At 66.6% G+C, this 25732-nt stretch carries 21 protein-coding genes and 3 pseudogenes; 19 read left to right on the top strand and 5 right to left on the bottom strand.

Translation table 11 applies throughout. The annotated features are described in order from the left end of the window. Positions 1-311 (top strand): hypothetical protein (locus tag MKK51_RS16970; RefSeq protein WP_243979002.1); only part of this gene is annotated, 311 nt, incomplete at its 5' end. A gap of 980 nt (positions 312-1291) precedes the next feature. Here the strand turns inward: MKK51_RS16970 and MKK51_RS16975 are convergent. Then, on the bottom strand, positions 1292-4474 hold the full coding sequence (locus MKK51_RS16975) for an N-6 DNA methylase (protein ID WP_243979003.1): 3183 nt from the start codon (positions 4472-4474) through the stop codon (positions 1292-1294). 305 nt (positions 4475-4779) lie between these two features. On the opposite strand from MKK51_RS16975, the pseudogene MKK51_RS16980 reads away from it, so the two are divergent. From MKK51_RS16980 to MKK51_RS16990, 3 genes and pseudogenes are all read left to right on the top strand, one after another. Then, a pseudogene (locus MKK51_RS16980) lies at positions 4780-6011 on the top strand (IS3 family transposase). 246 nt (positions 6012-6257) lie between these two features. Next, positions 6258-6401 (top strand): annotated as a pseudogene (locus MKK51_RS16985) (phage BR0599 family protein); the annotation flags it as partial. A 19-nt stretch (positions 6402-6420) separates the two neighbouring features. Further along, a complete protein-coding gene (locus MKK51_RS16990) occupies positions 6421-6867 on the top strand; it encodes an NlpC/P60 family protein (RefSeq protein WP_243979004.1) in 447 nt (148 codons plus the stop codon). Positions 6868-7251: 384 nt separating this feature from the next. On the opposite strand, the gene MKK51_RS16995 is transcribed toward MKK51_RS16990, so the two are convergent. From MKK51_RS16995 to MKK51_RS17005, 3 genes are all read right to left on the bottom strand, one after another. After that, positions 7252-7536, bottom strand: a complete 285-nt coding sequence (locus MKK51_RS16995) for an addiction module antidote protein (protein ID WP_243979005.1) — start codon at positions 7534-7536, stop codon at positions 7252-7254. A 196-nt stretch (positions 7537-7732) separates the two neighbouring features. Further along, a complete protein-coding gene (locus MKK51_RS17000; RefSeq protein ID WP_243979006.1) occupies positions 7733-8014 on the bottom strand; it encodes a helix-turn-helix domain-containing protein in 282 nt (93 codons plus the stop codon). Then, the gene (locus MKK51_RS17005; protein WP_243979007.1) at positions 8011-8352 is read right to left on the bottom strand and encodes a type II toxin-antitoxin system RelE/ParE family toxin; all 342 of its coding nucleotides are present in this window, start codon (positions 8350-8352) and stop codon (positions 8011-8013) included. Before MKK51_RS17005 ends, MKK51_RS17000 begins: the two co-directional genes overlap by 4 nt. Before the next feature lie 82 nt (positions 8353-8434). Here MKK51_RS17005 and MKK51_RS17010 point away from each other — a divergent pair, with 82 nt between their 5' ends. The 9 genes and pseudogenes from MKK51_RS17010 to MKK51_RS17050 all read left to right on the top strand — a co-directional run. After that, positions 8435-12343 carry a glycoside hydrolase/phage tail family protein gene (locus tag MKK51_RS17010; RefSeq protein WP_243979008.1) on the top strand — a complete coding sequence of 1303 codons (3909 nt, stop codon included), beginning with the start codon at positions 8435-8437 and terminating at the stop codon, positions 12341-12343. A gap of 27 nt (positions 12344-12370) precedes the next feature. Beyond that, on the top strand, positions 12371-13936 hold the full coding sequence (locus MKK51_RS17015) for a DUF2793 domain-containing protein (protein WP_243979009.1): 1566 nt from the start codon (positions 12371-12373) through the stop codon (positions 13934-13936). 103 nt (positions 13937-14039) lie between these two features. Continuing rightward, a complete protein-coding gene (locus tag MKK51_RS17020) occupies positions 14040-15326 on the top strand; it encodes a lysozyme (protein ID WP_243979010.1) in 1287 nt (428 codons plus the stop codon). Positions 15327-15360: 34 nt separating this feature from the next. Beyond that, complete coding sequence (locus MKK51_RS17025) at positions 15361-15711, top strand: hypothetical protein (RefSeq protein ID WP_243979011.1); 351 nt, start codon at positions 15361-15363, stop codon at positions 15709-15711. Positions 15712-15832: 121 nt separating this feature from the next. Further along, complete coding sequence (locus MKK51_RS17030; RefSeq protein WP_243979012.1) at positions 15833-16018, top strand: hypothetical protein; 186 nt, start codon at positions 15833-15835, stop codon at positions 16016-16018. Between the two features lie 143 nt (positions 16019-16161). Further along, positions 16162-16536 carry a PepSY domain-containing protein gene (locus MKK51_RS17035; RefSeq protein WP_243979013.1) on the top strand — a complete coding sequence of 125 codons (375 nt, stop codon included), beginning with the start codon at positions 16162-16164 and terminating at the stop codon, positions 16534-16536. A gap of 67 nt (positions 16537-16603) precedes the next feature. Further along, positions 16604-17281 carry a response regulator transcription factor gene (locus MKK51_RS17040; RefSeq protein WP_056143225.1) on the top strand — a complete coding sequence of 226 codons (678 nt, stop codon included), beginning with the start codon at positions 16604-16606 and terminating at the stop codon, positions 17279-17281. 76 nt (positions 17282-17357) lie between these two features. Next, positions 17358-17810, top strand: a complete 453-nt coding sequence (locus tag MKK51_RS17045; protein ID WP_243979014.1) for an antitoxin Xre/MbcA/ParS toxin-binding domain-containing protein — start codon at positions 17358-17360, stop codon at positions 17808-17810. Then, positions 17807-18280, top strand: a pseudogene (locus MKK51_RS17050) (RES family NAD+ phosphorylase); the annotation flags it as partial. The gene MKK51_RS17045 and the pseudogene MKK51_RS17050, both read left to right, overlap by 4 nt. Before the next feature lie 36 nt (positions 18281-18316). On the opposite strand, the gene MKK51_RS27590 reads toward MKK51_RS17050, so the two are convergent. Beyond that, on the bottom strand, positions 18317-18523 hold the full coding sequence (locus tag MKK51_RS27590; protein ID WP_409565704.1) for a type II toxin-antitoxin system VapB family antitoxin: 207 nt from the start codon (positions 18521-18523) through the stop codon (positions 18317-18319). 92 nt (positions 18524-18615) lie between these two features. Here MKK51_RS27590 and MKK51_RS17055 point away from each other — a divergent pair, with 92 nt between their 5' ends. From MKK51_RS17055 to MKK51_RS17080, 6 genes are all read left to right on the top strand, one after another. Next, a complete protein-coding gene (locus tag MKK51_RS17055) occupies positions 18616-20031 on the top strand; it encodes a sensor histidine kinase (RefSeq protein WP_243979015.1) in 1416 nt (471 codons plus the stop codon). A gap of 164 nt (positions 20032-20195) precedes the next feature. After that, a complete protein-coding gene (gene ccmI / locus MKK51_RS17060) occupies positions 20196-21758 on the top strand; it encodes a c-type cytochrome biogenesis protein CcmI (RefSeq protein ID WP_243979016.1) in 1563 nt (520 codons plus the stop codon). A 174-nt stretch (positions 21759-21932) separates the two neighbouring features. Next, positions 21933-22457 carry a cytochrome c maturation protein CcmE gene (gene ccmE, locus MKK51_RS17065; protein ID WP_243979017.1) on the top strand — a complete coding sequence of 175 codons (525 nt, stop codon included), beginning with the start codon at positions 21933-21935 and terminating at the stop codon, positions 22455-22457. Between the two features lie 31 nt (positions 22458-22488). Beyond that, positions 22489-24498 carry a heme lyase CcmF/NrfE family subunit gene (locus MKK51_RS17070; protein WP_243979018.1) on the top strand — a complete coding sequence of 670 codons (2010 nt, stop codon included), beginning with the start codon at positions 22489-22491 and terminating at the stop codon, positions 24496-24498. Continuing rightward, entirely contained in the window at positions 24495-24962 is a 468-nt protein-coding gene (locus MKK51_RS17075) for a cytochrome c-type biogenesis protein (protein WP_243979019.1), read from the top strand. Before MKK51_RS17070 ends, MKK51_RS17075 begins: the two co-directional genes overlap by 4 nt. A gap of 298 nt (positions 24963-25260) precedes the next feature. Continuing rightward, positions 25261-25620 carry a hypothetical protein gene (locus tag MKK51_RS17080; protein ID WP_243979020.1) on the top strand — a complete coding sequence of 120 codons (360 nt, stop codon included), beginning with the start codon at positions 25261-25263 and terminating at the stop codon, positions 25618-25620. Positions 25621-25732 lie beyond the last annotated feature (112 nt).

A 25732-nucleotide genomic window follows, 5' to 3' on the forward strand; every position in this document is an offset into this window, starting at 1 on the left:
CGGGCCGCCTCGCGACGAGAGTTGCCGTCGATGAAAACGAACTGCCGAACGGCCGCGTAGACTTCCACGGCAAACATCCTGGGCCCCTCCCGAAAGAGAAGCCTCTCAAACTGGCCGACTTTTACGCCGCCCGCATCAGCACGCCGCCGACACTCCAGTGGATGGTTTTGTCACCGCCCTACACAAATTTAAAAGAGATGAAGCAATTGCAAGGCGATGTTTCAGCGTTAAAAATTGCTCCCAGCGTGCGTGTGACAAATCCACAACCTAAGCGCAGACGTCGACGGGCTGCCGCTATCCCGCCCAGATGAAAACATCAACGGCGATACTGATGTTGGTTATGGAAGATATTTTCCGCCGCGTGTTATCTCTAAAGGCGAGTGCTCGGTGAAATCAGTCGAAGAAGTGTCTTTTATTGGCTGGCCTATTGAGCGCGTTCCCCTTGAGCCTTCGCCTGCTTTATAGATATTTTGACATCCTCCCCGCCCTGATGGACGGGGATTCCTACTCCCTCAGGGGTGGGAGGATGCCAACTGCGTGATCGCCTAGCGAGCGTCGGGATCTGTTCGGAAGGGTAGGAAGAGGTGGAGAACAGTGACATCTTGCATTTTGTGGCGAGACGAGACCGACATTCGCACTGTCCGCCCGCCTACACGAACATCAGCAAATGAACGAACTTGAGTATATGCCGCAGTATTCGCTTCGATTTCGCCTATCCATCGCATGTCATCGCGAAGTGAGTAGCCAACCATCATGCCCACAGGCTGATCTGTGTAAGGATCGCGATCTGAAAACCTGAGAAGGCCCTTGCCTCCACAATAATGTTTCACATCCCTAGCTTCAAATAAGACTTTTGCTTCTATCCGAAGATCTAAAAATGAACGACTCAGTGATCGGACTTGGATGTCAGTCGTGAGTGCATGCGGACCTAGCTTGCGTTGCTGCTTACGCGGCCGCTGAGGAGGAAAGCAGATCTGATTACGGCGGAGATAGCTAGTTGCAGGTGCGTGCTCGCGTACATACTCAAGAGCACGTGACAACACATCGGTGATAGAGTCCTCCTCAGGAAGCTTTGATAAAATGTTAGCTACCGTCCGCGTACGTCGACGCCAGTAGCTTGGTTGAGCCTCATGGTTATAGCCTAGACCCCGCGCTGTGAGTACCGCCATCGCTTGATCGATTGCACCGAGGGAGTTGTCAACGAACTCCTCCCAGACCCGCGCTCGAAGGATCGCGCGAGTATCACCGCCGTCGGCGACAATCTCAGCTAGCGTCATTGGCAACACTGTATTCAAACCGTCATAATCCTTTCCGCCACGGAAAGTGCGTCGGCATAAGCACGTTCAACTGTGAACGCGGAACGCATATCCGGTTTGATGACGTCCACGACGAGTGTGTGGTCGACCGTTGTAACGTAGATGCCTGCCTCAGGTGAGAGGTCGCGCCCGATATGGGGAGGAACACCATCGGATGGCATCTGTCCGTCTAGGCTAATCATGATCCGTATAGTACGCTGCCTCCCGGCATCTTCATTGATCGATATTACATCGACTAATGAACCGGAAAGAAGATCTGCAACGTGCTTTTCGAGGATCTTTACATAATCGGCTTTCACGCTTTTTTGAGGCCGGTCATAGGCTATCGACGGGCGGCGCCCATCTTGGTAGGCCTCCCGGAGATCATGATGTTCGGCAACGGCAAGTTCGAAAAGATCATCATCGAGCGCGAACGCTTTCCGGCAGAAGTGCGTGAACGCGGGATTTGTCATGCTTGATGGCCCTGCGGCAACCAAGTCTTCAACCCACAGAAATGGGAAAGGTAAAGCGTTTAAGTCTGGCGTCTCCATGCGCCGTTGATCGAACACCCAAAGTCGCCCGAACAGAGCGAGCAGATATCGCGCTACATCTGTCTTCAAATAAGCGGCAATTTCTTTTAGTACCGGCAAGCGAAGGTCAAAATTTACAATTTCATTCTCAAAATGAATGCTTTGTATTGATGACGAGAATGCCACTGACTGATCAACTATAAATAAATCAGATTGGTTGCGGGTCATTAAAATCATCGGTCCGCGAAATAGTTTACGAAACCGCTCGTTCAGTCCAGCTAGAACATCATGTGGCAATTCGTAATTTTTCTCGACTCCCTCGATCAACCCAAGGCGATGGCGGAAATCATTAGAGTTCGCATTAAGGACAAGGTCGGCAGAAATCTGTGCTCGCTCAGCGGTGTCTCCAACCAGTATTTTCATCCCATTGCGCTCTAGGAACCCCCCAAGAGTGAGCATTGGTTTTATCTTAAGCGAATTCACAGTGATGGGTCCGTCGGCGAGCGAGGTCTCGGCAAGCAGGTCTTTACTATCGTGTTTAGTATTCGACTTAGGAGTCTTGATATTTTGCGACGCTGGCCGTCGCTCAAGCATAGCCGCAATCATGCGATCCAGGGGTTGTAACATAAGATCTCGGAACCACTTATGCTCACGGGCAAGGAGGTCGCTTTGTACGAAGTGCTCGACCTGCCCCCTATCGACTACGATTGCCCATGGCGTGCCATCCTTCCCGACGGGTTGGCTCGTCGGCTTGGGAGAGTAGCGCCAAGGTCGGTTAAGAGGTGATGCCGAAGCAGAGGAAGCAAAGATTACGGTTGCTGCTGCACGTGCATTCGTAAAAAGATGCTCGCGGAAGTGAGCAAGGTTAGTAATGCCGTTGAGAGTCATGCGCGATGCCAGCGCGTAAGGAAACCATTTCGCTAGCGGAGCAATGAATGATTTAGTAGGCATCACGAAAGCGATTTGACCGTTGGGTCGACAGATATCACGTACCGCGCGCCAAAAGAATGCCTCTGCCATCGGCCCATCTTTGCCCATGAGAGCAACTTCGTCGCCACAGCTTAGTGCACGTAGTCGGGTGCGGTAGGCAATTGCGGTTGTATTGTCTTTATCGATTTTCGTCCAGGGAGGATTTCCAAGCACGTGCGTGGCAGTGCCTCGCATTGCCTTTGGGAGCGTACAGAAGGTATCGCCTGTGACGAGACGCTCTCTAAGATCGGGGAAGAGTCGTGCGCCGGACATAGCTTCGGGAACCGAGGCGAGGGTCATACCCGGCAAGTAGTCGAGCATAGTCAGATAAAGACTGAACCGGGCGACGTTGACGGCCTGCGGCTTAATTTCGATTCCCATAACTGTCGTCTCGAGGATTTCTCGCAGGCGAAGCGGTCCAAGCTCCCCACCTTTACGTCGCTCTCGCTCAACGATCCTACGAAAGGCGCCCACTAGGAACGCACCTGATCCGCAGGCTGGATCGACTATCCGGGATTCCGGCGTGAGGGGTTCAATTGAGTCAACTTCATCAAGAATGTAATCAACCAAGAACGGAGGCGTATAGTATGCGCCCTGCTTCGCCTTTCCGCCATCTACCTCGAGCTCAAAAAAGCATTCGTAGATTGCAGATACGGTTTCGGTACGGATCGATGCATAATTGATGTCGAGGAAGCCATACTGCTGCTCGCCGTCATCAATTGTGTCAACACGCAGAGCCCTACGGATCAGATGTAGGGATTCAGTATCAAGCAACTTTCGCTGGCCGATCGAAATAGGAAATATTGATCCATTGAGAATGGCGTCGATTCTGTCGAACAAGAACCAAATTTCTGCCAACGGCCATTTCGTCGGCCGCGCTTCTCCATCGCCCCACCCCTCCCGCAACTGGATATTAGGGCACGCAGGCCGCCCATTCGCATACTTCAGTCTATCAATCCATTCTTGATTGAGAAGCCCCCTATCAACCAGCATGTAAAGGTACAGAAATCGGCCGATTGCACTATTGATTGTATCCGCCCGATCAATAAGCTTAAGGTCCTTTGATCGTATATCCTTACTTAATTCCTCGATCGATTTGCTGATACGTTCGTCAACTCGAGAAGCAACACTGAACGCTTGCCATGATGCTGCACTTCGGACATTGATAGAGGTGAGTGAGACAAGTGCTTCCGGCAGCCGATCGCTCTCAATCTCGCCCCATGATATGTCCGGCCCGATGGCGCGAGGATTAAATCCGCTGCGCACTTGCACGAAGTCCGGCGCAGCAATCAGTACGATTGGCGTTACCGATTGCGACCAGATCGCGCGATGCCGAGCATCGGCCTCGCTCCGGTCCCTGACACTTACTAGATAGACGACTGGCACACTGCGCGCGTGACCTGAGGCAAGTGATGAGCGGGGGCAAAGAACGCCAATCACGCCCATCGTGGCGAACGCAGACTCGATCGCGTGTGAAACTTGACTCAGCGCCAGCCCGCCTGCGTTGCGCACGAAATCTTCGTCTTCGGCATAGCCGAGACGATCCAGCAGCACGGCAATCTGGTCACGGTACTTTTTAGAAGCCAAAAGGCTCATCGTGGATGCGCCTTTCCGCATGTGCCCTAAATGATAGCTATAAGGAAAGCGGATTCGAGTAGCAAGATCGTCTTTGAATTTCATTGGGATAGCAACAATTCGCCTTCTATTTCAGGGATATGGATTCCCCCCATTCAAGTGCGTAGTGAGCAAAGCAGAGCTGTGCGATTTTATGTCGACTCTGTCGATGCTAAGTTTGCGTCCGACTCAAATAATTTGGGCGGCCCGACGGGTATTTTAGACGAAGCCAAGCAAATGGCTGCTGCATTGCGACGGCCATGGGTAGCTCAAGGGCAGATCCGGGAAGGTGACGGTGGCCTGCTCCCCGAGAAATGAATTTCCTGAGTTATAGTCTGGCGCCATGTGATGGATGTCATCATGGGCGGAGGATGCACACGGCTAAAGAGATGGTCGCTAAGATTCGGCGGGTCGATGTCTTGATTTCAAAGGGTCGCAAGGGTGCTGAATTAATCCGGTCTATCGAGGTGACCGAAGTCACGTATTACCGCTGGCGCTCTGAGTACGGCGACCTGAAGGGTGGCCAAGTCAAGCGGCTGAAGTCTCTGGAGATCGAGAACCAGCGCCTCCGCCGGGCGATCTCCGATCTGACCCTGGAGAAGCTGATCCTCAAGGAGGTGGCCTCGGGACCCGAAGGGCAGCGCCAGCAAAACTTCTTAGCCCGGCTCGCCGCCGGGCTTGTGTCGACTACGTCGTTGCCGAGCACGGCGTGTCCGAACGCTTCGCTTGTCGTATCCTGGGTCAGCATCGTTTGACCCAGCGCAAATGCGCCGTCCTGGTCGAAGACGAGGCCGCTCTGACGGCCGCCATCGTCGCCGTGGCTCTGCAGTATGGGCGCTACGGCTACCGTCGGACCACGGCTTTGCTCCGGCGTGACGGCTGGACGGTGAATATGAAGCGGGTCGAACGGATCTGGCGACGAGAGGGGCTCAAGGTGCCGGCTCGCCAGCCGAAGCGGTCGCGCCTCTAGCTCAACGACGGCTCGTGCCTGCGTATGCGGCCGGAGCGTCCCGACCACGTCTGGTCCTACGACTTCGTCGAGCACCGCACGCACAACGGTCGCAAGTACCGGATGCTGAACGTCGTCGATGAGTTCACCCGCGAGTGCCTGGCTATCCGGATCGCTCGTAAGCTCAAGGCGCTGGACGTGATCGACGTGCTCTCGGACTTGTTCAGCCTGCGCGGTGTGCCCGGACATATCCGTTCGGACAACGGGCCGGAGTTCATCGCAAAAGCTGTCCGAGATTGGATCGCAGCGGTTGGCTCAACGACCGCCTACATTGAGCCGGGCAGTCCCTGGGAGAACGGGTATTGCGAGAGCTTCAACGCGAAGCTGCGGGATGAACTTCTCAACGGCGAGGTGTTCTAGGCACTGAAGGAAGCCAGCGTCGTGATCGAGCACTGGCGGAGGCACTACAACACCGTCCGACCGCACTCGTCGCTCGGCTACCAGCCGCCTGCGCCATAGGTCATTTTCTGGCCAACGGAACCGAGCGACTTGGTGCTGTACGCTCGCCCTGCCATCATCAAACGACCGCTGAGGGCACCAGCTTTGAACCTGGGCCACCAGATGGAATCAGGCCACTTGCCGAAGTCAGGCTGACGCGCCTGGTCCTTGCGGATGGAAGATGACTAGAGCCGTGCCCGGCAGATGCCGGCCTTCAGCCTCTAATAGCAGCACGTTGAAGCGCGCTACTCAGCAAACAAGTGTAGCCCGGAAGCAGTCCTACCAGCGAAATACGCCGCTTCGCGAAGGCTGCAATACAGCGATTATAATACCAACGGGCCAACTATGGATCATACTGCGGTCATAAATCTCGTATTTGCGGGCTATTTCTCGTGCAAGCACAACAAGCGCCTCGCCACCTGTGCCGGCACCTTCGCCAATGCGATGAACTTTCAGGGCTTTCCGCACATGCCCGGCAACGACTTCGTCATCCGCGGAGCCGCCGGCCCCGGCACCGCCCTCGACGGCGGCAGCCTGTTCCGTTGAGCCGGCAAAGGAGACGATCATGGCAAGCTCCGACCGGATCGTCGCCGAGGCACGGGGCTGGATCGGCACGCCCTATCGCCACCAGGCCTCCCTCAAGGGCGTCGGCTGCGATTGCCTCGGCCTGGTGCGGGGCGTCTGGCGCGGGCTCCTCGGTCCGGAGCCCGAGACCGCGCCGCCCTATTCGGCGTCCTGGGCGGAATCCGCCGCCGGCGGCACCGACCCGATGGCGGAGGCGGCCCGGCGCCACCTCGTTGCGATGCCCTGCCCCGACGCCGGATACGAGCCGGCGGCGGGCGACATCCTGCTCTTCGCCTTCCGCTCGCATCTGCCGGCCAAGCACTGCGCCCTCGCCAGCGGAGCCGGGACGATGATCCACGCCCATGACGGCGCGGCAGTGACGGAGGTCGCCCTCACACGATGGTGGCGCCGGCACCTGGCGCATGTGTTCCGGTTTCCGGATGCCTGAGATTGGGAATGCGGCGGTGTGAACCTGCTTTGACCGAGATGTACGCTTCCCCCCCCCCCCCGCGAGCCTACGATATTCGCACATCTCGCGGAATGCGCGGGTCCCCTCTCCTGGAAGGAGAGGGACAGGGTGAGGTGTGTGACCTTTCCGGATGTGGACCACACCTCACCCCAGCCCTCTCCTTTCAGGAGAGGGAGACGGTCGCGCCTCATGTTCGATGCCTTTCGGCTAGATAAAAATAGCCGTCGAGGAGATGTGTGAATCCTGTAGCCCCGCGAGCGGGGCGAGGGGATGCGCACCGACCGGCGGGTGTGGGCCGATGGATGGCAGCGAGATCGACCTCACCACCCTGAACCACCGCCTCCCGGGCGCGTGTGTCCCGCTTCAGGCGTGCGGCAGGACGGTGAGTTTCACGCCGAGCCCGTCCATGACCTTGCGGACGGTCTCGTAGCGGAGCTTCGAGCCCGGGGAGAGCGCCTTGTAGAGACTTTCCCGGCCAAGCCCGGAATCCTTGGCGATCTGCGTCATGCCCCGCGCCTTGGCCACATCGCCGAGCGCCGCGAGAAACACTTGGGGATCCGGATCTTCGAGGGCGGCTGCGAGATACTCGGCGATGGCTTCGTCAGTGCCGAGATACTCCGAAGCATCGAAGGGCGTGAACTCTGTCATGGCGTGCTCCGATCGAGGGAGGCGAGCATGGCGATGGCGTCTTGTGAGAGCTTTCGCATGTGTTAGGGCAGCGACGGTTGACGTTCCGCCTTAACCGGGACGCGCGCTTCCCCTCTCTCCGCACGCGGGGAGAGGCGATGCGCGCGAACCGGCGCGATGAACTGAGTGTCCCTGACACCGTCTGGCGCGCCGCCCCTTAGGCTGCCTTGCAGACGCGGATCTCGACGTGAAGGCCGACGGAGCCGAGCATGTTCACGAGGGAATCGATCGCGAACAGATCGATCTTGCCGCGCATCAGATCCGAGACGCGCGGCTGCGTCACGCCGAGAATTTTGGCAGCTTCGGTCTGGCTCAGACCTTCGCCGGCAATGTGATTCTGCAAAGCGATCATGAGCGAAGAGCGAAGCTTCATGTTTTCGGCCTCGGCCGAACTGTCCTCGATTGCGTCCCAGACGCTCGTGAATGCCTGCCCACTCATCGTGCCATGTCCCTGATCAAAGTCTCGTAGCGGCTTTTGGCGACCGCGATGTCCTTGGGACTCGTCTTCTGTGTCACTTTCTTGAAGCAATGCAAGACGAAGACGGAGTCCGCCAGCTTCGCGATGTAGATGACCCGGTAGGCCCCCGTCGCCTCGTGCAGGCGAATCTCTCGGACACCGATCCCGATTGACGTCATCGGCTTCCAATCATCGGGTTCGTGACCGGACTGTACTCTGTCGAGCTGATGTCCGGCCTTGCGCCTGGCCGAAAGCGGAAACGCCCGGAGCTGATCGAGCGAGTTTCCGACAAACACGACGTCTTTGGATCGCTCGGCCACGCCTCTTTATACAAGATTTTGTATGGCGAGCCAAGGAGCGCGGCCGCGCCAAAACATCCCCTCCCTCCCGGAGACCTCCCGTATGGCCACGCTCATCCTGCAGACGGCCGGGGCGGCCTTGGGGACGGCTTTGGGCGGCCCGATCGGCGGGGCCGTGCTCGGCACGCTGGGCGCCGTGGCCGGCGGCGCGATCGACACGGCCCTGTTCGGGTCGCGGGCCGGGCCGCGCGTCGTCGAAGGGCCGCGCCTCACCGATGTGGCCGGGCTCGCCTCCACGGAGGGCGAGCCGATCAAGCGGGTCTACGGCCGCGCCAAGGTCGGCGGGACGCTGATCTGGGCGACGCGCCCGCTGGAGGTCGCCAATACCAGCGTCCAGCGCGCCGCGTCCGGAGGCAAGGGCGGCGGCGGCCAGAAGACCGTGACCACCACCTATGCCTATTTCGCCGATCTCGCGGTGGGGCTGTGCGAGGGCGAGATCGCCCATGTCCGCCGGGTCTGGGCCGATGGCCGCGAGATCGACCTCACCACCCTGACTTACCGCCTGCACCGGGGCGGCGCCGATCAGGCGCCGGATCCGCTCATCGTCGCCAAGGAGGGCGCCGACCGGGCGCCGGCCTATCGCGGCCTCGCCTATGTCGTGTTCGAGCGTCTGGCGCTCGCCGAGTTCGGCAACCGCGTGCCGCAGCTGGCCTTCGAGGTGATCCGCCCCGTGGAGGGGCTCGCGGGCATGATCCGCGCGGTCTGCCTCATTCCCGGCTCCACGGAATTCGGCCTCGATCCCCGCCCGGTCGCCGAGGATGCGGGTTTCGGCGCCACCAAGGCCGCCAACCGGTTCCAGTTCCAGGAGGTGAGCGACGTCACCGCCTCCCTCGACGCCCTCCAGGCCTTGTGCCCGCGCCTCGCCCGAATCTCGGTGGTGACGAGCTGGTTCGGGAGCGACCTGCGCGCCGGCGCGTGCACGGTGACCCCCAAGGTCGACCGGCCGGACAAGGCGACCCTCGGCGACACCTGGAGCGTCGCCGGGCTGACCCGCGAGGAGGTGGAGACGGTCTCGACCGCGCCCGCGGGAGGCGCGGCCTATGGCGGCACGCCCTCCGATGCCGGCCTCGGCCGTCTCGTCGCCGAGCTGCGCCGCCGCGGCCTCGAGGTCGTGCTCTACCCGTTCGTGATGATGGACGTGCCCGCCGGCAACACCCTGCCCGATCCGCGCGACGCGGGCGCCGGCCGCCAGCCGCCCTATCCCTGGCGGGGGCGCATCACCTGTTCGCCGGCCCCCGGCCGGCCGGGCAGCCCGGACGGGACCGCCGCCGCGGCGGCGCAGGTGGAGGCCTTCTTCAACAATCCCGACGGCTACCGCCGCTTCCTCCTGCATTACGCCGACCTCGCCGCCGCCTGGGCGGCGGACGGGGTTTCGCTCTCCGGCTTCATCATCGGCAGCGAGTTCCCGAGCCTCACCCGCGTGCGGGGCGAGGACGGCGGCTATCCGGCGGTGGAGGCGTTCCGCACCCTCGCCCAGGAGGTGCGCACCCGCCTCGGGGCCGGCGTCGCCCTGGTCTATGCCGCCGACTGGACCGAGTACGGCGCCCATGTCCGCGACGGCGGCGCCACCGTGCGGTTTCCCCTCGACGCGCTGTTTGCCGATCCCGCCATCGCGGCGGTGGGCATCGATTACTATCCGCCCATCAGCGACTGGCGCGACGGCGCCACCCATGCCGACCTCGCCGAGACCGACAGCCTCTACGACACGGCCTATCTGAAGCGCCGCCTCGGGGCCGGCGAGGCCTTCGACTGGTACTATGCCGATGATGCCGACCGGCGGGCGCAGCTGCGCACCCCCATCACCGACGGTGCGGCGGCCAAGCCCTGGATCTACCGGGCCAAGGACCTCGTCTCGTGGTGGTCGAACCCGCATCGGGAGCGCGACGGCGGGGTCGAGACCGGCACCACGGCCTGGGTTCCCCGATCCAAGCCGATCTGGCTCACCGAGATCGGCGTGCCCGCCGTGGACAGGGGCACCAACGGCCCCAACGTCTTTCCCGACGCGAAATCCTCCGAGAACGCCGCCCCGCCCTTTTCCGCCAATACCCGCGACGACCTGATCCAGGCCCGCGGACTCACCGCCATCCTCACCCGCTTCGATGCGGCGCTGCCGGGTTTCGAGCCGGCTCACAACCCGGTCTCCCCCGTCTATGGCGGCCCGATGGTGTCGCCGGGCTCCGTTTTTGTCTGGTGCTGGGACGCGCGACCCTTCCCGGCCTTCCCGGATTTCGACACGGTCTGGGCGGATGCGGAGAACTGGTCCCTGGGTCACTGGATCACAGGACGGATCGAAGGGCTGGAGCTCGACCGTCTCATCGGCGCGATCCTCGCCGATCTCGGCATCACGGCACCGGCCCGGATCGCCGCCGATGCCTTCCTCGACGGCTACGTCATCGACCGGCCGATGTCGGCGCGCGGCGCCCTGGAGCCGCTCGCCCAGGTCTACGGGCTCGACGTCTCGGCGGTGGGGGGCCGGCTCGAGATTCGCGGCCCGCGCCGGGAGAGCCCGATCATCCTGGCGGCCGCCGACCTCGTGCTCGCGGAGCGGGACCGGGCGCCCCTGAGCTTCGTCCGGGCCGAGGAATCCGAACTGCCCCGCGCGCTCACCCTCGCCTTCTGCGACGGGCAGAGCGCCGATTACCGGACCGCCACCGCCTCGGCGATCCGTCCCACCGGCCTGAGGCGGCGCGAGAGCCACGCCGACGCCCCCATCGTCACCCGCCGGGGGAGCGCCGAAGCGCTGGCCGAGGCGCTCCTCGACACGGCCATCGCCGGACGCGACAGCGCCGGTTTCGGGGTGAGCCCGCGCCGGATCGACCTGGTGCCCGGCGACCTCCTGGCCCTGCCCGGCGCGCCGCTGCCCCATCGGATCGTGCGGATCGCCGACAGCGCCGGCGCGCGGCGGATCGAGACCCGCGCGGTGCCGGCCCACGGCTCTCGCCTCGGCCCGAACCGAAGCCCCGACGACAGGGGATACCGGCCGCCCCCGTCCATGGCCGGGCGGCCCTTCGCCCGCGTCCTCGACCTGCCCGTGGACAGGGGCAGCCCGACGATCCTGCAATACCTCGCGGTCTCGGCCGATCCCTGGCCCGGCGAGACGGCCGTCTGGCGCTCGGCCGGGACCGACGGCCCCCTCGGCATGCACCGCACCGTCGATTATCCCGCCTGCCTCGGCGAGACCCTGACCCCGCTGCCGCCCGGACCGCTCTGGCGCTTCGACCGGGGAACCCGCCTCGATGTGCGCCTGCGCCATGCCGGTGCCCTGTCCTCGATCGCGGAGGGCGATGCGCTCTCGGGCGGCAACCTGTTCGCCCTCGTGGGCGAGGATGGTCGAATCGAGATCATCGCGGCGGCGGGCGCCGAACTGATCGGCCCCGGCACCTATCGCCTCAGTCGGCTTCTGCGCGGCCTGATGGGGAGCGAGGATCTCAGCCGGCGCGCGAATCCGCCCGGCTGCCTCGTGGTGCGCCTCGACGACGGGGCGGTCGTGCCCCTGCTGGACCGGCTCGACGAGGCCGGCCGGCCGTTCCGCTACCGGATCGGGCCGGCCGCCCGCGACCCCGGCGATCCGAGCTATGTGGAGCTGCAGGCGAGCGCCGGCCTCCTGCCGCTTCGTCCGCTGGCACCCGTGCATCCGGCCGCGCGGCGGGAGGCCGACGGGATCCGGCTGTCCTGGCTCCGCCGGGCGCGGCGGGACGCGGATGGCTGGGAGCCGGTGGACATACCGCGGGACGAACCGGGCGAGACCTACCTCGTCGAGATCCACGCGGCGGACGGATCGACCCTGCGGACCGCCCGGACGACCGAGCCGGCGCTGCTCTACGCCAACGCCGACGAGAGCGCCGATTTCGGCGCGCCGCAGACCCTCCTCGACGTGAGCGTCGCCCAGGTCGGCACCGTCGCCGGACCCGGCCCGAGCCGCCGCGCCCTCCTGCCCGTGCGCTCCGCCTGAGCGACCCGACCGACCCGGAGTCACCCCATGTCGCTGACGACTGACAACCTGGCCCTGCCGCTGATCGCGGCGGCGCAGGCGGGAAAACACGTCACCCACAACGAGGCCCTGGTGATCCTCGACAGGCTCGTGCAGCTCGCCTGCCTCGACAAGGACCTGACGGCGCCGCCGCCCGACCCCGTGGAGGGAGACCGCTACCTCGTCGCCGGCGCCGCACCCACCGGCGCCTGGACCGGGCTCTCCGGCCGCATCGTCCATTTCCACGACGGGGTCTGGGACGGGCTGGCGCCGCGGGCCGGATGGCTCGCCTATCTGGCCGACGAGGACGCCTTCTACCGCTTCGACGGCACCGCCTGGACCGTCCTCTCCGGGACGATCTCCGCGTTGCAGAACCTCGCCCTCCTCGGCCTCGGCACCCAGGCGGATGCGGAGAACCCGTTCTCGGCCAAGCTCAACAAGGCCCTGTGGACGGCGCGTGCCACGGCAGAGGGCGGCAGCGGCGACCTGCGGTTCGCCCTGAACAAGGCTGCCATCGGCAACGTCCTGTCGCTGCTCCTGCAGACGGGCTTCTCCGGCCGCGCCGAGATCGGCCTCGTCGGCGACGACAGCCTGACGGCAAAGGTCTCGGCGGACGGCAACACCTGGAGCCACGCCTGGCGGGCGCTGGGGAATAACGGCTACGTCGGGTTCGGTTCGGCTGCGGCGCCCGGCGGCCCGGTGCCGACCGCCCCGCTCTTCGTCTCGGGTTCGTCGACGTCCGCCCTGCTCCAGCTCGAATGCTACAGCGCCGGCTCGCCGGTGGCCAACATCACCGCACGCATCGCCCGCGGCACCCCGGCGGCCCCCACCGGCATCCTCGCCGGCGACCGGTTCTTCGGCTTCTTCGGCCGGGGCTACCAGGCGACGGGCGGGTTTTCCGGCAACATGGTCACCTTCAACGGCGTCGCCGAGGAAGATTTCACGGCCACGGCTCAGGGCACGCTGGTGGATTTCCAGACCACGGAGATCGGCACGAGCACGCGCCGCTCCGTGGTCAAGTTCAGGGGCAACGGCGCCCTCGAACTCGTCTCCCGCACCGGCACGCCGGCACAAGGCCTCGCGCCCGGGCAGATCCTGTTCGACGGCACCGCCGCCGCGTTCAAGGGCCATAACGGGACGCGCTGGTCCCGCCTCACGAACCTGCCCCGGTTCGCCGCCTCCATGAGCGCGAACACGACGATTCCGGCGGACACCTGGACCAAGGTGGCGTTCAACACCGCCGACGTGAACGACCAGGGCGCGTTCGTGCCCGCGACGAACCGGTTCGTCGCACCCGAGGACGGCACCTACACGTTCGGCGCGGGCCTCGCCTACCGCAGGATCGGCAGTGCGTCGCCCACCGCGCTCCAGGCCCGGTTCTACCGCAACGGCGCGGCGTCCCCGCGCGCCCGGGCGGGCGTGACCGGTCTCGTGGACGGCGTCTCGACCCTCGCCCTCACGGCGACCCTCGCCCTGGCCGCGGGCGACACGGTGGAGGTGTTCGCGCATGTCACCGGCGCCGATGGGGGCATCCTCGCCGCCGACACGGCGTTCTGGGGCCTCGCCCTGCCCTGAACCGCCCGGAAGGAGGCGTCCTCTTCTCGGCGAGCGGCGCCTTGACCGGTTCGCGCGTCGCCGGACGACGCGCCTCCCCCCGTTTCCAAACCCGGAGTGAACCATGGACCTCAGCGCCATCGGCCGTGCCGTGCTCGTCGCCCGCGAGGGACGGCGCCTCGATGCCTACCGCGATTCCGTCGGCATCTGGACCATCGGCATCGGCCATACCGGCGCGGCGGGGCCACCCGCGGTGACGCCGGGCCTGCGCCTGACGGCGGCGGACTGCGACGCCGTCTTCGCCCGCGATGTCGTCCGCTTCGTGCGCGCCGTCGCGGCGGTGGCGCCCGCCGATCTGCCCGACCATGCCTTCGATGCCCTGGTCTCCCTCTGCTTCAACATCGGCGAGGGCGCGTTCCGTCGCTCGACCGTCGTGCGGCGCCTGAAGGCCGGTGACCGGGCGGGCGCCGCCGAGGCGATCCTGATGTGGAACCGGCCCTCCTCCCTGTTCCCGCGCCGACGGGCCGAATACGACCAGTTCCGGACGCCCTACGCGACCGCCCTGCCGCGCGCGCGCTCCACCGATCCCACAGCGATCCCGTGCCCGGCCGAAGCGGCAGCGCTGCCGGCCGGCCCGGTGCCGGGGCGCCCCGAAGAGCGGCCGGAGGAGCGGCCGGGGATCGTTCCGGGCACGGTCCTCGGCTCGGAGCGCCGCCCCCTTCCCCGCGCGCCCTCGGTGCGGTCCGCGCCGCCCCAGCGGAGCACCGCGCCCGCCCCCCGCCGGGGCCTGGGCGCGCCTCAAGGCCTCGTTCCGGGCTCTGTTCGGGCCCTTCGCCCGAACCTGATCGGCCCCGTTTGCTCCCGTCCCGCAGTCCCGGAGATCGCCATGACATCCTCGTCCTTCGTCCTGACCGTCCTTGCCGCGCTCCTCTCCTCCTGCGCCGCCGCGCCCTGCATGGCCTCGTCCCCGGACGCCGCCATCCTCCTGCCGTGGGGCGACGCCGCGATCGCGCTCGCCCAACTGATCACCGCCTTCCTGGTGCCGCTCGCCATCACCGCCGCGACCGCTGCCGTGGCGCGGATCGCCGGCCCGTTGCAGGTGCTGATCACCACCTCCCTCGTGGAGCGCCTCGTGCGCAATGTCGGCGATTACGCGGTCAACGCGGTCGCCGGCGCGGTACGCGGGCGGACCCTGTCCGTGCCTGTGGGGTCGGCGGTGATCGCGCAGGCGGTCCAGCGGGCGCTCGACCAGGCGCCGGCCTGGCTGGTGACGGCGGCGGGCGGGGCGGAGGGTCTCGCGGAAAAGGTCTTCCGCAGCCTGCCCCTCGACGAGGAGGCCACCACCGGCAACACCCTGCCCCCCGCCCTCGACGCCCTGCGGGCGGGCCGGGACCGGGTATCGCCGACCTGAATCGCGTTCCCGGGGCAGCGGGAGGGAGGATCCCATGGACAGGATCACGCTCGAAGCCGTCCGCCTGCTGTTCTCGGAGGAGGGTGCGGGCTGGATCGTCGCCACGCTTCTCGGCTTGGCCTGCCTGCACCTCTACCGGGAGGTGGGCCGCTCCCAGGAGGCCCGTATCGGCGATGCCGGCGCCACCGCGACGGCTTTGGAACGGGCCTCCCAGGCGAATTCCGCCGTGGCGCTGGCCATCGAGAGCCGGACGCGGGTGCTCGAAGACCTGTCCCGTCTCGCGAGCGAGATCGCGCGCGGCGTCGACCGCAGCGACGAGCGGGCGCGGGAGAAGTTCGACGAAATCCTGCGCCGCCTGTCGGACACCCGCCACGACGGCCGATGACGCTCGGGGCCGGTTCGCGTCGCAGAGCCGGGGGTCGCGTCCGCGAAGCCTGCCGAGCGCCATCGCGCGCAACGATGGCCCCGACCCTTTCCCCAACGTACCCTCCCTCGGAGAATGCCCGATGACCCGCCTCTTCCCGTCCTCCTCGCGGCTGAGCGCCGCCTCCGGCCGCCTCCGGGCCGCCGAGACCCGTTTCGAGCGCTCGATGACCGACCTGTGCCGGGCGGCCCTCGACCATATCGACCGTCAGCACCTCCTCGGCCTCGTCCTGCAGCGCCTCGTCGCGCAGCGCGCCGGCCCCTCGTGACGCCCCCGTCCGGGAACCGGATGGCGTGCCATCGGCTTGCCCGCTCACCGCGTGTCGCGCCACGATCCGATCCGTCGGACACGGAGCCCGGCAGGCCCCGCATTCAGGGCGCATTCAGTGCCCGAAGACCATTAACTCGGCTCATGCGCATCCTCCTCGCCCTGCTGTTCATCGGCCTGACCGTCGCGGCCTTCGCGACGGGGCCGATTCGCACGCTGGCGGAGGAGACGATGACGCCCGGACCGGCCGAGGTCTCGGCGCCGATGCACCCGGTCCCGCCGAGCGAGAGCTGTCTCAGCCCGGCGGACCTGCGCGAGGCGGTGGCGGACAAGCGGGTGATCGAGCCGGTGGCCGCGATCCGCGCCGCGCGGACGGTGATCTCCCGGGCCGAGATCCAGCGCGCCCGGCTCTGCCGGTACGAGGACGGCCTCGCCTATCTCCTGACGGCCTTGCGCCGGGACGGACAGTTCATCCACGTGCTGGTGGATGCCAGCACGGGGCGGGTTATCGGCAAATAAAGGCGGGGCGCCTATCGTTCTGCGCGACGGGGGCTTCACCGCCGCCTCATCTTGGGAGTGAATCGCAGTGCGTCTGCTCGTCGTCGAGGATGACCGGGACATCAACCGGCAAGTGGTCAGCGCGCTCGAGGAGGCCGGCTACGTCGCCGACAAGGCTTTCGACGGCGAAGAGGGCGCCTATCTCGGCGAGAGCGAGCCCTACGACGCGATCATCCTCGACATGGGCCTGCCGAAGGCGGACGGGGTCACCGTGCTGCAGAAATGGCGGCGCGCCGGCATCAAGACGCCGGTGATCATCCTCACCGCCCGCGACCGCTGGTCGGACAAGGTCGACGGCTTCGATGCCGGGGCCGACGATTACGTGACCAAGCCCTTCCACATGGAGGAGCTGATGGCCCGCGTGCGCGCCCTCCTGCGCCGGGCCACCGGCCATGCCACGAGCCAGATCTCCTGCGGGCCGGTGGTGCTCGATACCCGCTCGGGCCGCGTCTACGTGGACGGCAACCCGATCAAGCTCACGAGCCACGAATACCGCCTGCTCGCCTACCTGATGCACCATACCGGCCGCGTGGTCTCCCGCGCCGAGCTGACGGAGCATCTCTACGACCAGGATTTCGACAGGGATTCCAACACGATCGAGGTCTTCGTCGGGCGTCTGCGCAAGAAGCTCGCGGTGGACCTGATCCAGACCGTGCGCGGCCTGGGCTACCTCGTCGACCCGAACCAGCCCGCGCCGCGGGTGTAGGGGGCGGAGTCTCCACACCCCTTGCTCCCGTCTCACATGAGCCTCATAATCAGCTCAGATGAGACAGGAGCACGACATGGCGAGCCACGATGTTGCGGGCGGGGCAGCCGTTGCCGACGTTCTCGGCTTCGAAGGACCGAGGTTCGGCGAAAGTACGGACGCGAATGTCATTGCGCAGGTCACGGCGGGACTGCCGGTGGCCTCCGTCGACCGGCTCTCTTCCGCCGTCGCTCCCGACGATCGGACATTCGCCTTCAACTTCGTGGCACGGGCCACGCTCAACCGGCGCCGCGCGGAAGCGAAGGCACGGCTGACCCCGCACGAAGGCGCGAAGGTGGTGCGCCTTGCCAAGGTCTGGGCGATGGCCCGCGATGTCTGGAAATCGGATGACGCCGCCAGGGACTTCCTCCACCGCCCTCATCCCCTCCTCGAGAACCGGCCGCCCCTCGAGGTCGCGCTGGAATCCGAGTTCGGCGGACCGCGCGTGGAAGCCGTCCTCGGCCGGCTCAAGTATGGCTCCGCCGCGTGAGCGGTCAGAGGCTCGCGCAGGCGCAGAAGGCCTATCGAATTGGAGATCCCGACGGCGAGTACGCAATCTTCGATCCGACCGGGTCACGTCTCTTCCCCGGCCGCTGGAACACGCCGGCAAGCCCGATGATCTATGCGTCGGCCGACTACTCCACATCCATGCTCGAAAAGCTCGTCCACGGCAGTGGGCGACTGCCGCCCAATCAGCACTACGTCGAGATCCTTCTGTCGGCCGGTCTCTCCTACGAGGTGCTGTCTCAACCTGCGGTGCCGGGATGGGATCATCCCGATTGCCTCTCATCCCGTATGTTCGGCGAGGCATGGCACCGATCTCGCCGGTCGCTGCTTCTGTTCGTCCCGAGCGTCGTGGCGCGCGTGAGCACCAATATCCTCATCAACCCGGACCATCCGGATTTCGGCAGGATCACGGTGGGGCTTCATCAGCCGTGCTGGTGGGACGACCGCCTGTTTCAGGGGGCGGACGACTCCGTACCGGCATCGGCGGTCTCATCCGCCGGACCGCTCGACACCCTCGCCCCTATCGCCGCGTCCGACGACGGACGGATCCCGGAATTGTGAGGTCTCTTGCCGTGAGGTCTCTTGCAACTCGTTGGCGAGCGCACGCCTGATCGCCTCCTCCGGCGAAACGCGCCAGCGCCCCGCCAAGATCTTCACAAGCAGTTCGGTCTCGGGATCATCGATGTCGAAGGCCATCGCCGCATCTCCATTCGGATGATGTTACAGACGGTACGACACGTCTTTCAAGCAGAGCGGAACCGCCGCACCATCATGACGACGAGACCGGCGTGACCGCCTTCCCCTCCTGGCTGCCGTTCCGGCGGCGTTCCATCGCCGTGCGCCTGGCGGGCTCCGCGCTGATCGCGAGCTCGGCGATCCTGCTGATCGCGGCCTGGATCCTCACCACGCTCTACCGCGAGAACACCGAGCGCTCCTTCGACAGCCGGCTCCTCGTCTACGCCAACAACCTCGCCACCGACCTCGTCTCGCCCAACGATCCCGAGAGCCGCTCCTTCAACCTGAGCGACCCGCGCTTCGACCTGCCGCTCTCGGGCTGGTACTGGCAGGTGGGGCGGCCGGATGCGCGCCCGCGCGACCTGCGCACCTCGCGCTCCCTCGTGGGCGTGCCCCTGAAGCCGGCGGGCACCCCGGACAACAATGCCGGGATCGGCCAGATCCGCCAGGGCTACGGCAAGGCCCAGGACGACCGGCCCCTGCGCATCATCGAGCGCGACGTCGATCTCGGCGAGGAGGGACGCTACACCGTGCGCGTCGCCGGCCCGGCCGACGAGATCGAGAACGATGTCGGCCGCTTCCGCTTCTCGCTGATGGTGACGTTCGGCCTGCTCGGCCTGTTCCTGGCGCTGACGACCCTGCTGCAGATCCGTTTCGGCCTGGCGCCCTTGGCCAAGCTCCGCACCGCGCTCGGCGCGATCCGCCGGGGCGAGGCCGACCGGATCGACGGCGAGTATCCCCGCGACATCGCCCCCCTCGCCGGCGAGGTGAACCTCCTGATCGAGACCAACCGCGAGATCCTGGAGCGGGCGCGCACGCAGGTGGGCAACCTCGCCCATGCCCTGAAGACGCCGCTGTCGATCATCGTCAACGAGGTCGGCGCCAGCGACGCGCAGGAAGACCTCGCCGTCAAGATCCGCGAGCAGGCGGCGGTGATGCGCGACCAGGTGAACTACCATCTCGACCGGGCGCGGGCGGCGGCGCTCGCCGGCACCCTCGGCACCTCCACCGAGGTGGAGCCGGCCCTGGCGGGCCTGGTGCGCACCTTCGGCAAGATCTACCGCGACAAGGACATCGCCTACGAGGTCCACGTGCCGCCGGGCCTGCGCTTTCGCGGCGAGCGCCAGGATTTCGAGGAGATGATCGGCAACCTCGTGGACAACGCCTCGAAATGGGCGCGCAGCCGGGTCTCGATCCGGGCGGAGACGGTGAGCGAGCACCATTATCCCCACCTCCTCGTCTCCATCGAGGATGACGGACCGGGCCTGCAGCCGGAAGACCGCGCGGCGGTGCTCGGCCGCGGCCGGCGGCTCGACGAGACCAAGCCGGGTTCGGGCCTCGGCCTCTCCATCGTCGCCGATCTGGCCGCCCTCTATCGCGGCCGGTTCCGCCTGGAGGAGGCGACGCTCGGAGGCGTCCGGGCGGTGATCGAAGTGCCCGGAGACGCGCCGAATGCCAGCGCGGGATGAGCGCCGGGCTATGCGAAACCTCCCGAATGGTGTTTCAGGCGGGGATGCCGCCGGGGCCGGCCCGCCTGACACGGCACAGGTTCGCGTGACACCGTGTCGCCGGACCGGTCCCTGCGCTCGGACTCGTCCGGCGCTTACATGGTGTGGCATGAGTTCGGGGTGAGATGACGGCGATCTGGTTCATACTGGCGGTGATGACGGGGGGCACCGTGCTGGCCCTGCTCTGGCCGATGTCGCTGTGGTCGAGGGTACGGCGCGCCGACGCCGGTCCCCCGCCTCAGGCCGGGGCGCTCGCCACCGAGACCGGCTTCTACGAGGATCAGCTCCGCGAGATCGAGCGCGACCTGACGCGCGGGCTGATCGCCCCCGGCGAGGCCGAGGCCGCCCGCACCGAGGCGGCCCGCCGCCTCCTGCGGGCCAGCCGCGCGGCCCCCGACTCCGTCTCCGACGGGATCGCCGAGCCGGCCCTGCGCCAGCGTCGCGCGGCCTCGGCCTTCGCGCTCTCGACGATCCCCCTCGTGGCGCTCATCGCCTACGGGATCTACGGCTCGCCGCACATGCCGTCCCAGACCGCCGCCGACCGTCAGGCGGTACAGTCCGGCGGACAGGACATGCTCAAGGCCATCGGCCAGATCGAGGCGAGGCTCGCCAGCGATCCGAGCGATGGCCGCGGCTGGGCGGTGCTCGCGCCGGTCTATGTCCGCCTCGGCCGCTTCGACGATGCTGCCCATGCCTACGAGGCCGCGACCCGCGTCCTGGGCGAGTCGCCACAGCGCCTCTCCGACTGGGGCGAGGCCCTGGTCGCCGGCGCCAACGGAACCGTGACGCCGCGCGCGAAGGAGATCTTCGAGCGCGCGGCGAGCCTCGATGCCAGCGCCGCCAAGCCGCGCTTCTACCTCGCGCGCGCCGCCGAACTCGAAGGCGACATCCCCGGCGCGGTCCGGCAGCTGACCGCCCTCATGGAAAGCGCCCCGGCCGATGCGCCCTGGCTGCCCCTGGTGCGCGAGACCCTGACCCGCCTGAACGGCGAGGCGCCGGCCGCGACGGCCAGGCCCGGCGCACCCGGTCCGGAAGCCTCCCAGGCCAAGCCCCGCGAAACCAAGCCCCTCGAAGCCAAGCCCCCGGAGGCCGGCCCCGCGGCCGCGCTGCAGGCGATGCCCGCCGCCAATCGTGACGCGGCGATCCGGGGCATGGTGGAGGGCCTCGACCGGCGTCTGTCCGAAAAGGGCGGCACCGCCGACGAATGGGTGCGGCTCGTCCGGTCCTACGGCGTCCTCGGCGATCGCGAGAAAATGAAGGCGACCCTCGACCGGGCCCGAACCGCGATCGGGACCGATGCGGAGGCCGGAGCCAAGCTCGACGACCTCGCCCGCGAGTTCGGCCTCGCCTCGGGGCCGGCGGCGCCGCCGGTGACCGCTGCCGATGCGGCCGAACGCGCCGGGACGGATGCCGCCGTGGCCGCCGTGAAGGCGATGCCCGCTCCCGAACGGGACGCGGCCATCCGCGGCATGGTCGCCGGCCTCGACCGGCGCCTCGCCTCGAAGGGCGGCACGGTGGATGATTGGCTGCGTCTCGTGCGTTCGTACAGCGTCTTGGGCGAGCGCCAGCAGGCGAGCCATGCCCTCGACCGGGGCCGCATGGCCCTCAGCCCGGATGCCCGCGCCATGGAGAAGCTCGACATCCTGGCCCAGGAACTCGGCCTGCGCGGCGGCAACGACAAGCCGTGACCCGGGCCGGGACGCGGGACGCCCCCTGACAATCCGCCCCGGCCACGGCCCTTGACCCGGAGTGCCATGGGGTCGAAACCCGAGAGACGCCAGACGACAGGACAGCCGGATCCGCCATTCCGGGCCTCCTCAGCGCCCATAATGAGGCGCCGGAACAGAAACGGGACGAAACTCGTGACTCGCAAGAGCCGCCGCCTGATCCTGATCGCCGCCTGCGGTGCCGTGCTCGCCCTGGCGCTCGGCCTGATCCTGTCCGCCATGAGTGGGTCGATCGTCTTCTTCCGGTCCCCCACCGAGGTGACGGCGCAGGGCGTGGCACCGGGCACGCGGTTCCGCCTCGGTGGCCTCGTCAAGGAAGGCTCGCTCCAGCGCGGCCCGGACCAGAACATCGATTTTGCCGTGACCGATACCAACGCGACGGTCCAGGTCCAGTATCGCGGCCTGCTGCCGGACCTGTTCCGCGAAGGCCAGGGCATCGTCGCCGAGGGGCGGCTCGAACCGGGCGGCATCTTCCGCGCCGATACCGTGCTGGCCAAGCACGACGAATCCTACATGCCCCGCGAGGTCGCCGATGCGCTCAAGGCGCAGGGACGGTGGCAGGAAGGCGGCTCCAAGGCGGCGGCCGGCGGCAAGGACGCCACCGAGGGCGTGAAGACCGCCGACGGCGAGCCGACCCTCGGACGGCGCAGCGAACGATGACCGGTATGACCGTGAGGAAGGACAATCCGACGTGCTGATCGAGGTCGGACATTTCGCGCTGGCGCTGGCGCTGGCACTCTCCCTCGTCCAGGCGGTGATGCCGGTCTGGGCGGCCCGTTCGGGCGACGCGGCCCTGCGCGCCGTGGCGACGCCGGCGGCGCTCGGCACCTTCGCCTGCATCCTGTTCTCGTTCGCGGCGCTCACCTACGCGCATGCCACCTCGGACTTCTCGGTCCAGAACGTGGTCGAGAACTCGCACACGGCCAAGCCCTTCCTCTACAAGCTCTCCGGCGTGTGGGGGAACCATGAGGGCTCGATGCTGCTCTGGGTCCTCATCCTGGCCCTGTTCGGCGCCCTGGTCGCCGTCGCCCGGAACTCGGTCCCGCCGGTCCTGCGGGCCAACACCCTGGCGGTCCAGGGCCTCATCACCTTCGTCTTCGTGCTGTTCATCATCACGACCTCGAACCCGTTCACCCGGGTCAGCCCGGCGCCGATCGAAGGCAACGACCTCAATCCGCTGCTGCAGGATTTCGGCCTCGCGATCCATCCCCCGCTCCTCTACGTCGGCTATGTCGGCTTCTCGATCACCTTCGCCTTCGCCATCGCGGCGCTCATCGACGGCCGCATCGATGCGGTCTGGGCACGCGCCGTGCGGCCCTGGACGCTGATCGCCTGGAGCTTCCTGACCCTGGGCATCGCGATGGGCTCGTATTGGGCCTATTACGAACTCGGCTGGGGCGGCTGGTGGTTCTGGGACCCGGTGGAGAACGCCTCGCTGATGCCCTGGCTCGCCGGCACGGCGCTGCTCCACTCCACCGTGGTCATGGAGAAGCGCGACGCGCTCAAGGTCTGGACGGTGCTTCTGGCCATCCTCACCTTCTCGCTGTCGCTGCTGGGCACCTTCATCGTCCGCTCGGGCGTCCTCACCTCGGTGCATTCCTTCGCCACCGACCCGACGCGGGGCGTCTTCATCCTCGCCATCCTGATCCTGTTCATCGGCGGCTCGCTCAGCCTCTTCGCCTGGCGCGCGCCGATGCTGCGGCAGGGCGGCCTGTTCGCGCCGATCTCGCGCGAGGGCGCCCTGGTGATGAACAACCTGTTCCTCGCCGCCGCCTGCGCCACGGTCTTCGTCGGCACGCTCTATCCGCTGCTCCTCGAATCCCTGACCTCCGAGAAGATCTCGGTGGGGCCGCCCTTCTTCAACTACACCTTCATTCCCCTGGCGATCCCGCTCCTCCTCATCGTCCCCTTCGGCCAGACCCTGGCCTGGAAGCGCGGCGACGTGCACGCCGCCTCCCAGCGCCTGTTCGCCGCCATGGGCGTCGCCCTCGTCGTCGGCCTCGCCGTGCTGGCCTGGACCTGGGGTGGCCCGATGATGGCGCCCATCGGCATCGGCCTCGGCGCCTACCTGATCGTCGGCTCGGCCATGGAGATCGTGTCTCGGGCCCGCGGCTACGGCAACAGTCGGGCGCGGACCGCCAGCGCCGTACTGCGCCGGGGGCTCGGCCTGCCACGCTCGGCCTGGGGCACGGCCCTAGCCCATGCGGGCGTCGGCATCGTGGTCCTCGGCATCGCCGCCCAGGGCTGGGCCACGGAAGGCCTGAGCACGGTGAAACCGGGTGAATCCCTCGCCTCCGGCCCCTACGTGGCGACCCTCGACCGGGTCGGCCCGCGCACGGGGGAGAACTACGAGGAGACCACGGCCTTCCTCACCATCCGCAACACGGCCGGCGACTTCATCGGCACCGTGGAGACGGGCAAGCGGTTCTATCCGAGCCGCAAGATGAACGTGACGGAATCCGGTCTGCTCACCGTCGGCGTCAGCCAGGTCTATGCCAGCCTCGGCGAGATGGTCCCCGGCGGGGCCATCGGTCTGCGGCTCTACTACAAGCCCCTGGTGCTGCTGATCTGGCTGGGCGCGGTGGTCATGGCGCTCGGCGGGGCGGTCTCCCTCACCGACCGCAGGATGCGGGTGGGCGCGCCCGCGCGGGCGAAGGAGAAGGCCAAGGCCCTTCCCGGTACCATGGCGCCCGCCGAATGAGCGTGACCCGTCTCCCTCGCGCGTTCGTCGCCCTAGCGCTCCTCGCCGGATCGTCGGGGACCGTCCTGGCCGTCCAGCCGGACGAGGTCCTGCCCGACGCCAAGCTCGAGGCGCGGGCACGCGACATCTCCTCGGGCCTGCGCTGCCTCGTCTGCCAGAACCAGTCCATCGACGATTCCGATGCGCCCCTGGCGCGGGATCTTCGGCTGATCGTGCGGGAGCGTCTGAAGGCGGGAGACGACGACCGGCAGGTGCAGGATTACGTGGTGGGCCGCTACGGCGAATACGTCCTGCTGCGTCCTGTCCTCGCCCTGCATACGCTGCTGCTCTGGTTCACGCCCTTCATGGTCCTCGGCCTCGGCGTCTTCGGGCTCTGGCGTCTGTCGCGCCGGCGCGCGGACCACGCGACGACATTGAGCCCGGCGGAAGAAGCCGAGATCGCGGCGCTGACCCGGCGCGATTGATGCGCACCATGCTGCGTGGCAGCATGGTGCGTCCCGACCCAATCCGGATCGCATCCATTCCCGAAGGGCGGACATGTCCGATGACGGAAGACCGGCCTCGGCCTCCGCCACTCTCTGACCATGCATTGATCGCATGCCTTAGAATACTTTCGCCTGAGCCATGCTCCCTAGACATTGACGCGTTGCAATATCTTCTCTTCGCATCGCAGCATGAAATCCGCATATGTCGGTCTCCCGGTGCAACCGGCTCTCCGAACGGGCACTCCCGGCGGACAGTAACCGCACAGGTTCCCTCATCATGCGCATCTCGTCCAAAGTCCTCATCGCCGGAGCGCTCACCCTCGCCTCCGCCACCGCCTCCATGGCGACCGAGCTTTCGCCGGCCAGCGCCCAGAGCGTCGACCTCGGCGCCTATCGGGGTTCGGCCTATTACACCGTGGAGAACGGCCGCTACCGCGTCGTCGCCACCCTGGCCAGCGTCAATTCCGGCCAGGACCAGCCGCAGGTGATCCGTCTCGTGACGACCCTCAACCCCGAGCAGACGGTGCATCTCTCGGTGCCCGGCACCCTCGGCTCCGACGGGCGCGAGACCACCATCGCCTTCTCGCGCAGCGGCGACCGGGTCGACGTCGCCTCGGCCGATTCGACGGCCTACTGATACCGGACCTCGACGAGCCCGACTCGTCGAGGGGCCCGCGCGACGGCGGTCGACCGCCCAGACACCGCCACAGGAGGCCGCCCCGATACGGGCGGCCTTTCTCGTTTTTGTG

It is taken from the genome of Methylobacterium sp. E-045, assembly GCF_022829685.1.
Taxonomy (GTDB): Bacteria; Pseudomonadota; Alphaproteobacteria; order Rhizobiales; family Beijerinckiaceae; genus Methylobacterium.

Bases quoted from the DNA above. Each gene is read 5' to 3' on its own strand.
- MKK51_RS16975 (WP_243979003.1), bottom strand. From the start codon at position 4,474: ATGAAATTCAAAGACGATCTTGCTACTCGAATCCGCTTTCCTTATAGC.
- MKK51_RS16990 (WP_243979004.1), top strand. From the start codon at position 6,421: ATGGCAAGCTCCGACCGGATCGTCGCCGAGGCACGGGGCTGGATCGGC.
- MKK51_RS16995 (WP_243979005.1), bottom strand. From the start codon at position 7,536: ATGACAGAGTTCACGCCCTTCGATGCTTCGGAGTATCTCGGCACTGAC.
- MKK51_RS17000 (WP_243979006.1), bottom strand. From the start codon at position 8,014: ATGAGTGGGCAGGCATTCACGAGCGTCTGGGACGCAATCGAGGACAGT.
- MKK51_RS17010 (WP_243979008.1), top strand. From the start codon at position 8,435: ATGGCCACGCTCATCCTGCAGACGGCCGGGGCGGCCTTGGGGACGGCT.
- MKK51_RS17015 (WP_243979009.1), top strand. From the start codon at position 12,371: ATGTCGCTGACGACTGACAACCTGGCCCTGCCGCTGATCGCGGCGGCG.
- MKK51_RS17020 (WP_243979010.1), top strand. From the start codon at position 14,040: ATGGACCTCAGCGCCATCGGCCGTGCCGTGCTCGTCGCCCGCGAGGGA.
- MKK51_RS17025 (WP_243979011.1), top strand. From the start codon at position 15,361: ATGGACAGGATCACGCTCGAAGCCGTCCGCCTGCTGTTCTCGGAGGAG.
- MKK51_RS17030 (WP_243979012.1), top strand. From the start codon at position 15,833: ATGACCCGCCTCTTCCCGTCCTCCTCGCGGCTGAGCGCCGCCTCCGGC.
- MKK51_RS17035 (WP_243979013.1), top strand. From the start codon at position 16,162: ATGCGCATCCTCCTCGCCCTGCTGTTCATCGGCCTGACCGTCGCGGCC.
- MKK51_RS17045 (WP_243979014.1), top strand. From the start codon at position 17,358: ATGGCGAGCCACGATGTTGCGGGCGGGGCAGCCGTTGCCGACGTTCTC.
- MKK51_RS27590 (WP_409565704.1), bottom strand. From the start codon at position 18,523: ATGGCCTTCGACATCGATGATCCCGAGACCGAACTGCTTGTGAAGATC.
- ccmI (WP_243979016.1), top strand. From the start codon at position 20,196: ATGACGGCGATCTGGTTCATACTGGCGGTGATGACGGGGGGCACCGTG.
- MKK51_RS17075 (WP_243979019.1), top strand. From the start codon at position 24,495: ATGAGCGTGACCCGTCTCCCTCGCGCGTTCGTCGCCCTAGCGCTCCTC.
- MKK51_RS17080 (WP_243979020.1), top strand. From the start codon at position 25,261: ATGCGCATCTCGTCCAAAGTCCTCATCGCCGGAGCGCTCACCCTCGCC.